At 48.8% G+C, this 10,096-nt stretch carries 9 protein-coding genes and 2 pseudogenes; 9 read left to right on the top strand and 2 right to left on the bottom strand.

Annotated elements, in window-relative coordinates; all coding sequences use genetic code 11:
* Positions 1 to 57: 57 nt before the first annotated feature.
* From ACT8X9_RS11250 to ACT8X9_RS11290, 9 genes and pseudogenes are all read left to right on the top strand, one after another.
* Positions 58 to 153: pseudogene (locus tag ACT8X9_RS11250) on the top strand (Maff2 family mobile element protein); the annotation flags it as partial.
* Between the two features lie 209 nt (positions 154 to 362).
* Entirely contained in the window at positions 363 to 1,229 is an 867-nt protein-coding gene (locus ACT8X9_RS11255; RefSeq protein ID WP_444269050.1) for a VirB6/TrbL-like conjugal transfer protein, CD1112 family, read from the top strand.
* A 13-nt stretch (positions 1,230 to 1,242) separates the two neighbouring features.
* Positions 1,243 to 1,608, top strand: coding sequence for a PrgI family protein (locus ACT8X9_RS11260; protein WP_444269051.1), 366 nt, complete (start codon positions 1,243 to 1,245; stop codon positions 1,606 to 1,608).
* Positions 1,580 to 3,973 (top strand): VirB4-like conjugal transfer ATPase, CD1110 family, encoded by a 2,394-nt coding sequence (locus tag ACT8X9_RS11265; protein ID WP_444269052.1) that lies wholly within the window; start codon positions 1,580 to 1,582, stop codon positions 3,971 to 3,973. Before ACT8X9_RS11260 ends, ACT8X9_RS11265 begins: the two co-directional genes overlap by 29 nt.
* Positions 3,970 to 5,703 carry a C40 family peptidase gene (locus tag ACT8X9_RS11270; protein ID WP_444269053.1) on the top strand — a complete coding sequence of 578 codons (1,734 nt, stop codon included), beginning with the start codon at positions 3,970 to 3,972 and terminating at the stop codon, positions 5,701 to 5,703. Before ACT8X9_RS11265 ends, ACT8X9_RS11270 begins: the two co-directional genes overlap by 4 nt.
* A 14-nt stretch (positions 5,704 to 5,717) precedes the next feature.
* On the top strand, positions 5,718 to 5,984 hold the full coding sequence (locus ACT8X9_RS11275) for a DUF4315 family protein (RefSeq protein ID WP_444269054.1): 267 nt from the start codon (positions 5,718 to 5,720) through the stop codon (positions 5,982 to 5,984).
* A complete protein-coding gene (locus ACT8X9_RS11280; RefSeq protein ID WP_444269055.1) occupies positions 5,974 to 6,699 on the top strand; it encodes a DUF4366 domain-containing protein in 726 nt (241 codons plus the stop codon). Before ACT8X9_RS11275 ends, ACT8X9_RS11280 begins: the two co-directional genes overlap by 11 nt.
* 61 nt (positions 6,700 to 6,760) lie before the next feature.
* A pseudogene (locus ACT8X9_RS11285) lies at positions 6,761 to 7,078 on the top strand (toprim domain-containing protein); the annotation flags it as partial.
* Between the two features lie 89 nt (positions 7,079 to 7,167).
* The gene (locus ACT8X9_RS11290) at positions 7,168 to 7,449 is read left to right on the top strand and encodes a DUF6061 family protein (protein ID WP_015536560.1); all 282 of its coding nucleotides are present in this window, start codon (positions 7,168 to 7,170) and stop codon (positions 7,447 to 7,449) included.
* 776 nt (positions 7,450 to 8,225) lie between these two features.
* Here ACT8X9_RS11290 and ACT8X9_RS11295 read toward each other — a convergent pair.
* Entirely contained in the window at positions 8,226 to 9,152 is a 927-nt protein-coding gene (locus ACT8X9_RS11295; RefSeq protein WP_005924705.1) for a trypsin-like serine peptidase, read from the bottom strand.
* A 210-nt stretch (positions 9,153 to 9,362) separates the two neighbouring features.
* Positions 9,363 to 10,070 (bottom strand): hypothetical protein, encoded by a 708-nt coding sequence (locus ACT8X9_RS11300; RefSeq protein ID WP_015536562.1) that lies wholly within the window; start codon positions 10,068 to 10,070, stop codon positions 9,363 to 9,365.
* Between the last annotated feature and the right edge of the window lie 26 nt (positions 10,071 to 10,096).

A 10,096-nucleotide genomic window follows, 5' to 3' on the forward strand; every position in this document is an offset into this window, starting at 1 on the left:
TGCCGGATAGGAACGGCAAAATTTTTTACACTTCTATTACTTCTTTATCACACATAAGCAAAGTCTCAGGGCATGAAGCAGCTCATGGCTGGCGGCGGCGTTGCTCTGGTGGGCATCATCCTGATTCCTCTGCTGTCTGGTCTGTTCGGCTAAGAGTCGCAGGCGGGTCTTCCCGCCTGTACATACGCAATCGCTCCATCTTTGCTGTGGATAACAGCCCTTTATCATAAGGAGCGCATTGCGGTACGAATCTCCACCCATCAATGAAAGGCGGTGTCTTATGCAGTTTTTGACCCACATTATTTTCCTCCTGAACCTTCTCAAGACCCTTATCAACCACTTCAGCTAAGGACGGTGACTGAATGGAAACCGTTCTCAAAGCCATTGCCGACTGGATCAAAGGCATCCTGACGGCAGGCATTATGTCAAACCTTTCCGGTCTGTTCGACGATGTGAACACGCAGGTGGGAAACATTGCCCAGCAGGTGGGCACCAAGCCCTCCAGCTTTGAACCACGGGTGTTTGCAATGATCGAAGCTCTCTCCCGGAATGTGGTGCTGCCCATTGCAGGCATCATCCTGACCTTCATCGCCTGTTATGAGTTGATTGAAATGATCACTCAGCATAACAATATGGCGCAGTTCGAGCCTGCCCTCATCATGCGCTGGATCTTCAAAACGGCGGTGTCGGTGTGGCTCATCAGCAACACCTTCGATATTGTGATGGCAGTGTTCGACATCACCCAGAAGGTGGTGTCCGATTCCAGCGGTATCATTGCCGGAAATACCCGTGTCAACGACATTGGCTTGTCGATGCTGGAATCCAGCCTGATGCAGATGGATGTCGGCCCATTATTCGGGCTGTTTTTGCAGTCCTTCTTCATCGGAATCACCATGCGGATATTGAGCATCATCATTTTTGTCATCGTCTACGGGCGTATGATCGAGATCTACTGCATGGTGAGCCTTGCGCCCATCCCCATGGCAACATGGGGCAACCACGAGCAATCGCACATGGGGCAGAACTACCTGAAATGCCTGTTTGCGCTGGGTTTTCAAGGCTTTCTCATCCTCATTTGCGTGGCAATTTACGCCGTGCTGATACAGTCGGTGGCGATTTCCGGGGATGCAATCAATTCCATCTGGAGCATTGTCGGCTACACCGTTCTGCTTTGTTTCAGCCTGTTCAAGACAAGCTCCGTGACGAAATCCGTCCTCGGAGCGCACTAAAGGAGGTGCTTTATTGGCTGCGTATATTTCCGTTCCCCGTGATCTGACGAAAGTGAAATCGAAGGCCGCATTCAATTTGACGAAACGGCAACTACTTTGTTTTGGCACAGCGGCTCTCATTGGAGTGCCGCTGTTTTTTGTTCTCCGGGATTCTGGCGGCAACACTGCCGCCACCCTCGGTATGATGGCGGTGATGCTGCCGGCTTTCTTCCTTGGGATGTACGAGAAAAACGGTCAACCTATGGAAAAGCTGCTGTCGTACTATGTGCAGTCCCGGTTTCTCCGCCCGAAGATTCGCCCCTACAAGACCAACAACTACTATGCGATTTTGATGAAGGGAGGCGCAACCTATGATTCCGTTTTGGAAAAAGACCGGTAAGCACAGCAAACCCCAGTCTGCGCAGAAGCGCAGGCAGAAAGCAAAGCCTGCTGTTCCCCGGACCGCCCAGCAGTCCATCCCCATGCAGCGGATGTTTGAGGATGGCACCTGCCGGGTGAAAGCAAACTACTACACCCGCACCATCCAGTATCAGGACATCAATTATCAGTTGGCGCAGCAGGAGGACAAGACCGCCATTTTTGAGGAATGGTGCAGTTTTCTGAACTTCTTCGACAGCTCCATCAAATTTGAACTGTCCTTTGTGAACATGGCAACCGACAGCACCGAGTTTGAGAAAAGCATCCGTATCCCGTACCAGCGAGATGGTTTCGATGATGTTCGTGCTGAGTACAGCCAGATGCTGCGCCAGCAACTTGCCAAGGGCAATAATGGTCTGACCAAGACCAAGTTCATCACCTTCGGTGTGGAGGGCGAAAGCATGGCGCAGGTCAAGCCGCGGCTTGACCACATCCAGAACGATTTGCTCAACAACTTTCACCGACTGGGGGTGCAGGCAAAGCCCCTGAACGGTGTCCAGCGGCTGAAACTCATGCACGATATGTTCAACATGGACGGTGCCAGCAAGTTCCACTTTGACTGGAAAGACCTTGTGAAAAGCGGTCTTTCCGTAAAGGATGCCATCGCACCAACCGCCTTTGCCTTCAAGAACAGCCGCACCTTCCAGATGGGCGGCATCTATTGCGCTGCCAGCTTTCTGAGCATCACGGCATCCGACATCAGCGACCAGCTGTTGAAGGATTTTCTGGACATGGATTCCAGCCAGATCGTCACCATGCACATTCAGTCTGTTGACCAGAACCGTGCCATTAAGACCGTGAAGCGCACCATCACGGAACTGGACCGCAGCAAGATCGAGGAGCAGAAGAAAGCCATCCGTGCCGGGTATGATATCGACATCATTCCGTCGGATTTGGCGACCTACGGCAGGGATGCCAAAGCCCTGCTGAAAGAATTGCAGAGCCAGAACGAGCGAATGTTCCTCGTCACTTTTCTGGTGCTGAACACTGGACGCACAGAGCAGGAACTGGAAAACAACGTTTTTCAGGCATCCAGCATTGCACAGAAGCACAACTGCAACCTGTGCCGCCTTGACTTTCAGCAGGAGCAGGGGCTGATGAGCAGCCTGCCGCTGGCAGACTGTCAGATCGAAATTCAGCGAGGGCTGACCACCAGCAGCACGGCCATTTTCATCCCGTTCACCACGCAGGAACTGTATCAGTCCGGTAAAGAGAGCCTGTACTATGGGCTGAATGCTCTGTCCAACAACCTTATCATGGTGGACCGGAAGAAGCTGAAGAACCCCAATGGCCTGATTTTGGGTACTCCCGGCTCCGGCAAAAGTTTCTCAGCAAAGCGTGAAATTGCCAATGCGTTTCTGGTGACGGACGATGATATTATCATCAACGACCCCGAAGGCGAATACTCGCCGCTGGTGAATCGTTTGAAAGGTCAGGTCATCAAAATCAGCCCCAACAGCACCCAGTTCATCAATCCGATGGACATTAACGCCAACTATTCGGAGGAAGATAACCCGCTTTCCCTGAAAGCTGACTTTATTCTTTCTTTGTGTGAACTGGTGGTGGGCGGCAAAGAAGGGCTGCTGCCGGTGGAGAAAACCGTCATCGACCGCTGTGTGCATCTGATTTATCGCAAATATTTTGCCGACCCCTGCCCGGAGAATATGCCCATCCTTGAGGACTTGTACAATGCCCTGCTCCAACAGGACGAGAAAGAAGCCCACCATGTTGCCACGGCACTGGAAATCTATGTGAAAGGCTCCCTGAACCTGTTCAATCATCGCACTAACGTGAACGTCAATAACCGCATCGTCTGCTACGACATCAAGGAACTGGGCAAGCAGATGAAGAAACTTGGTATGCTCATTGTGCAGGATCAGGTGTGGGGGCGTGTCACGGCAAACCGCAGCAGCGGAAAGTCCACCCGGTATTATATGGATGAGATGCACCTCCTCTTAAAAGAGGAGCAGACTGCGGCGTATTCCGTGGAGATCTGGAAGCGTTTCCGCAAGTGGGGCGGTATTCCCACAGGGCTGACCCAAAACGTGAAAGACCTTCTTTCTTCTCGTGAGGTCGAAAATATTTTCGAGAACAGCGACATGATCATCATGCTGAATCAGGCGGCAGGAGACCGGCAGATCCTCGCAAAGCAGCTCAATATTTCGCCCCATCAGCTTTCCTACGTCACCCACTCCGGCGAGGGCGAAGGGCTGCTGTTTTTCGGCAATGTCATCCTGCCCTTTGTGGACCGTTTCCCCACCGATCTGGAACTCTACCGCATTATGACCACCAAGTTGGGTGAAGTCTCGGAGGGCGCGCAGAAATGAGTGAACCGAAGCTGAACATCAAAGAGGAAACGTCCGCAAAAAAGACCCGTTCTCCCCCGAAAAAAGCCAAGGTAGAGCAGACGGTGCCCAGAAAGAAGAAACTGAAAACCAATGCAGAAAAGACCGCCGAAAAAAACCAGCACCTGCGGTTCGGCAAGGCGGAACTGACCCCGGACGAACTGAGCCGGTTGAGTAAGGCGCAGAAGCGGGAGATGTACGCTGCCCATGCCGCCCGGTCTGCGGTGCATCACGAAGTTGACCAGTACGAGGATGAAAATGTCGGTGTGCAGGCGTTGAGCGAGGGCGAAAAAGCGGCAGGAAATGTCCGTGATATTTCCAAAAGCCGCTATGCCCGGAAGCTCAAGAAGAAAGCCAAGATACAGGGCAAGAAAGGCTCCAAAACCGCAAGATCTTCTGCACAGAATCCGACTTCGGCACAAGATGCAGGCGCATCCTGCACCGGCGAGGGCGGCTCCAACTGGTTTTCCCGCTGGAAACAGCGGCAAGAAATCCACAAAAGCTACTATGCCGCTGCCCGTTCGGGCACGGCGGCGCAGACCGCAGGCGGCAAAGCGGCATCCAACGGTGCATCTGCCGCCCGGTCCAGCATGGAACAGGCGGTAGAAAAGGGCAAAACTGCCGTCAGCACTGCCGTGAAAGGGCTGGCGAATGCCGCCAAGAGCAACGCACACGTTCTGGTGATCGTGGGCGTTTTTCTTTTGCTCATCCTCATGGTGATGTCCGGCTTCTCGTCTTGCGGCATCCTCTTTTCCGGCGGCACACAGGTGTCCGGGCAGACCATGTACTCTGCCGAGGACAGGGATATCCGGGGTGCAGAACAGGACTACAAGAAACTGGAGAAGGAACTGGACAAAAAGATCAAGCGCACTCCCACCGACCACCCCGGCTACAACGAGTACCAGTACCATCTTGATCCCATCGAGCATGACCCATGGCAGTTGACCTCTTTTCTCACGACTCTGTATGACGATTATACCCGGTCGGAGGTGCAGGGCAAGTTGAAAGAGACCTTCAAAAAGCAGTACAAGCTGACCACATGGGTGGAGGTGCAGATACGGTATAAGACCGTCTGGGTCATCAGCCCGGCAGGAATCCCTGTTCCCACGCAGGTGCCCTATGAGTACCGCATTTTTCACACAAAGCTGGTGAACAAAGGGCTGGAAGTCGTTATCCGGGAAGAATTGAATGCCGACCAATGGAAACGGTACGAGATTTTTCAGGATACGCTGGGCGGCAGACCCTATCTGTTCAACGGCGGATTGCCGCCCGGTGGCTCCGATGGTTCCGGCTCGCCGGGCATCGACTATCAGGTTCCGGCAGAAGCCCTGACGGATGAGGAGTTCGCCGCCATCTACAAGGAAGCCCAAAAGTATGTGGGCACGCCTTACGTCTGGGGCGGTTCCTCCCCGGAAACAGGCTTTGACTGCTCCGGCTACGTCTGCTGGGTGTATAACCAGAACGGCTACGATGTGGGGCGCACTACCGCCAACGGCTTGTGGAATAAGAGCCAGCACATCAGCGAGGCCGAAGCAAAGCCCGGAGATTTGGTCTTTTTCAAAGGCACCTACGACACCCCCGGCATGAGCCATACCGGAATCTATCTGGGCAATGGCATGATGGTCAGTGCCGGAGACCCCATCAAGTACGCAAACATTCACTCGTCCTACTGGGAGAAGCATCTCGCCGGGTTCGGACGGCTTTCAAAATGATTGGAGGAATTACTATGAGCGAAAAATCGGATAAGCTGCGGGCGATGTTGGCAAAAGAGAAGGAACGCCGCATCAAACTGAATAATCGTATCGAGATTCTGGAGCGGCGCATTCAGGAGGAGGATTCCGCCGAGGTCAACGAGATGGTGCGAACTGCAAAGGTTACGCCGGAACAGCTCGCCGCCCTGCTACGGCAGTCGGCTACCGCCACCCCGAACCCGGCTACGCTGTCTGCTGTGGGTGCAACTTTTGAGAAGGAGGTCGGTGCAGATGAAGATTAAGAAACTTGGGGCGCTGTTGGTATCGGCGGCACTGTGCGCTGGTATGGCGGCTCCTGCCTTTGCCTTTGAGGGCAAAGCCGCCCCCGTGGAGCAGCCGATTCTGCCGGAAGTGGTGGAGGAGGATGTTGTCACCATCACGGACGAAACCGCTGGTGCCCTGACCCCGGAGGGCAATCTGACGCTGGTGGACGACTACCACACCAACTATTCCGATGGCAGCGGACAGCAGTTCATTACACTGGTGTCGAAGTCGGGTGCGACTTTCTATCTGGTGATTGACCGCAACGCCAAGGGGCAGCAGACCGTCCACTTTATGAATCTTGTGGATGAAGCCGACCTGTTGGCTCTTATGGAGGAAGAAGATGCGGACGCTTATACCGCCGAAAAGGAAGCGGCGGCGCAGGCGGAACGGGACAGGCTGAAATCCGAGGAAGAAGCCAAGAAAGCCGCCGAAGAAGCGGCAGCATCCGGCACGGAACAGCCCGAGGAAAATAAGGTCACAAAGATCGCATCGGGCTTTCTGGGTGTGGTCGTGCTGATTGCGCTGGCAGCAGGCGGCGGCTTCTATGCTTTCACAAAGCAGAAGCAGAAAAAGCAGGCCGAAAAAGAAGCCCTTGACCCCGATGCAAACTACACCGAGGACAAGGGCGATTTTGAGATTCCTGTGGAGGATGAGCCGGAAGAAGCCGGCGAGGAGGATACCGAACCCATCTGATTTTAAGGCGGCGTTTTGCCGCCGTACATATCCAAATGAAAACAGATTGGAGGGAACGCTTATTTCAATTCTAGTTGTAGCAGAAAAGCCATCTGTCGCTATGTCCTATGCAAAAGTCCTTGGCGCTACCAGCCGCAAAGACGGCTACTTTGAAGGCAATGGCTATCTGGTGAGCTGGTGTATTGGTCATCTGGTGGAGCTGGCTCCGCCCAATGTCTACGATGCCAAGTACGTTAAATGGAGTGTGGCCGACCTGCCTATTCTGCCAGAGAAATGGCAATACCTTGTGTCTGCCAGCACCAAAAAGCAGTTTGGCATTTTGAAAAAGCTCATGCACCGCCCGGATGTTGAGAGCGTGATCTGCGCTACGGATGCAGGATAGTGCGGTTGGGTGACTCAAGAGAAAGAAAAAAGAGACCTCATCTCGTCAAAAAACTAAATCATAAAAGCATCAAAGAGGGCATTCAAATGAAACAAAATCGAATTTTTGACCAGAATAGTTCTCAAAAAGCACGTTCTTGGCACTATAATATGGACACCAACCGAGCGGAAGCCCAGTTCGCTGATGGCTCTGCCATTGCCATTGACTGCCTTGCCATCGAGGACGAATACGGCAATACCCCGGCACAGCGAGCTGAACTTGATTGGCTACTATACAACAAGCCCTTGGAGTGCGTCCAGCTTGTGCTGAGTGGTGAGATTGAGCATTATCTCTCACTTGGCTGTGACCATGGCAAACTGAAAGACTAACCTCTAAATAGGCCAAACAACCCGCTACTTGCAGTCGCTGCAAATGGCGGGTTGTTTGCTTATTTTAAGTTTTTCCTTTGCTCATAGTAGTGCAAAATCAATGTAGTGCAAAATCAATGGCCCAACGGTCAAAGAAATCACAAATATCAGGCAAATCTACTGGTTTCTTATAAATGTCATTCTAAAATTCAATGAATTTTGCTATTTCTAGCACTTGTTTTTTCGACACGAAAGTCGATTTAACCCTATATTTTATGTATCTCTCGATGATTTCAAGTTTGCCATTTTGGGGGCTTGATTATTGAGAAAATTCTAAATTCCAAAAAGGTCTATCATTTTCATCAATCGCATCGTTATTGAGAATAAGCACTGCACCACCACTTAACAGAGGAGGCAGCTGTAAATAGCTTATATTATTTATTGAGAAAATGAAACGCTATTGCAACAGTTGAATACTGTATATTTTATCAAATTGATACGGATCTGATAGCAACACCTTACCGTTTGATATCACAAGAATGCTTTCGCCTTCTTTAAGATACGACAACTGAAGATTTCCTTTCAAGTAGTTTGATACGCCATAAATTATATAATTGTCATCCGTATCATATAATTGATTTTTTGCAGTCGCATAAATACAATTGTTCTTCAGGTCAACTTCTTCAATTATAAGTTCCGATTTTTTTCTTCCGAATGTATTCGATTGAAATAGAATGCAGAGAACCACTGCCACAAATGCTATGCCAACCATAATCTTCCGTTTGCATTTCATTTTATCAACCTCTGTATGAAAGGAACAGCGTATAAAGCGATTGTGTTATTCTCAATGCCCCTGTATAAGAAGTTGGATATGAAGAACCATCAATTGTGCTTCCATCTTTATGGATTCCGATAGCTACATACCCAGCTCCAGAAATATATTCTACAAGAGGACCACCACTAAAGCCACCTGTCAAATCCCAATCGCCCTTGAGATATTTTGAAGTCTGACTTCTAATATACCCAGAAGATTTACACATCCGATATCTCGCATCGGCACCATTTATTTGGCTCGGATAGCCATAAGCATACACCAACTGTGATGATGAATAATTGCTAGACTGCCAATGTAACCCAAGCCATCCCGTTTTCGTTCCTAAATTATTCTTGAGCGTAATAATCGCCCAATCCTCCGAACTTGTTCCAGCAAGATAAGAATCACTAACAATCATCGAACTTGCCGATACATTTTCGCTTCCAAAAGGTTTACTATTATCAGATCGAGCAGGTGCGACATTTACCGACTTAACGTAGGCTTTTTCCTTTATACTGTATAGATTATGTGCTGCTGTTGCAAGTGCATTAGGCCCAATCATAAATCCAGAACCATAATTTGTCCCTCCATTATTGGTCGTTATCTGTAGGCATACCGTACTACAATATGGTGTTGCCGTTGGATTATCAACAACAGTGATATCATTGCTTCCGATAATCGCATACAGATCGGATAGATCAATATCCGAAATCTTTCCATTTGGAAAATAGCCTGCAGTTGTCTCTCCATCCGTGAAGGAATTGGTTTCAACTATAATTTCCTCTATAGATTCTTCTTTTGTATCAAAATCGTATCTATGGTATCTCTCGATATGAGATTTGCTTCCATCACTTTGATTATCTGCAAAAGCAGTCAGCCCAGAGTTAAGCTCCATTGAAGAAAGAGCCACAATCCCACTTGCTTTCAAAAAAATTCTACGAGATATTTTTTCACTAGCTATTTTAATTTTCCTTCTTTACTTTTAGAGTATACACAAGATTTCTTATACATCAGTTGCTCTGCATTGGAAACACCTCCGTAAAATTTTTCATACGTTAGAGCCATCCTTATTTTAGATTTCAACTTTTACTTTCGCAAAAAAATAAATACCACTGATTTTTTATCCAATAGCCGTGCTAAGATTTATCTCTATGGGATTCAACACATGCGTCTGCTGGCACAACCAAGCCCAATTGTTCACTGTAGTAGTAAACAAGTCGTCATAGTTGTTGTCATATGCAAAATCAAATGTGTCATGAACGGTAATCAAGTAATACATTATAGAATTACCAATCATGAAGCCTGTTCCAGAGGTGCTTACCCTATGCAATGCATAGAATAAATCTGCATTATCAGACTTTTGAATTGTAAAAGACCAACTTCCTCCACTAAAATCTTTCAAGCCACTATTAAGTACTTTGTTTTTATAATTATTAAAAACTGTTGTCGTGTTTAACTTGTCAAGCAATGGCGTCGAAGAATCCGTCACACTCTCAGAATAGTCAATATTATATACAGAGAATTCAACCATAAGAGCCGCACATTCATATCCCTTATCCCGTGCAATTTGCGCAGCTGCCAACCATGCAAGCTGTGTATTATTTAACAAATTTCCAGATGCACGTGTTTGATCTTCATCTTTCATCTTATCGATAAACTTATTTAATTCATCTATCGACATTCCCGAAAAATCAACATGATACTTATCATTCATGCTTTGAATAACAGGATTGCTAGCTTTACGGCTGCTTATGTTAGCAGCATAAGACACAGTATTTATCGAAAACAAAAAACACACTGAAAGAATTAATGATACGAACCTCTTCATAACGAACCTCCTTAAATTCTGTACTC

This window comes from Faecalibacterium sp., from assembly GCF_052358865.1.
Classification (GTDB): domain Bacteria; phylum Bacillota; class Clostridia; order Oscillospirales; family Ruminococcaceae; genus Faecalibacterium; species Faecalibacterium butyricigenerans.

Excerpts from the sequence above, each read along its gene's own strand:
- ACT8X9_RS11255 (WP_444269050.1), top strand. The coding sequence starts at position 363 with ATGGAAACCGTTCTCAAAGCCATTGCCGACTGGATCAAAGGCATCCTG.
- ACT8X9_RS11265 (WP_444269052.1), top strand. The coding sequence starts at position 1,580 with ATGATTCCGTTTTGGAAAAAGACCGGTAAGCACAGCAAACCCCAGTCT.
- ACT8X9_RS11270 (WP_444269053.1), top strand. The coding sequence starts at position 3,970 with ATGAGTGAACCGAAGCTGAACATCAAAGAGGAAACGTCCGCAAAAAAG.
- ACT8X9_RS11275 (WP_444269054.1), top strand. The coding sequence starts at position 5,718 with ATGAGCGAAAAATCGGATAAGCTGCGGGCGATGTTGGCAAAAGAGAAG.
- ACT8X9_RS11280 (WP_444269055.1), top strand. The coding sequence starts at position 5,974 with ATGAAGATTAAGAAACTTGGGGCGCTGTTGGTATCGGCGGCACTGTGC.
- ACT8X9_RS11290 (WP_015536560.1), top strand. The coding sequence starts at position 7,168 with ATGAAACAAAATCGAATTTTTGACCAGAATAGTTCTCAAAAAGCACGT.
- ACT8X9_RS11300 (WP_015536562.1), bottom strand. The coding sequence starts at position 10,070 with ATGAAGAGGTTCGTATCATTAATTCTTTCAGTGTGTTTTTTGTTTTCG.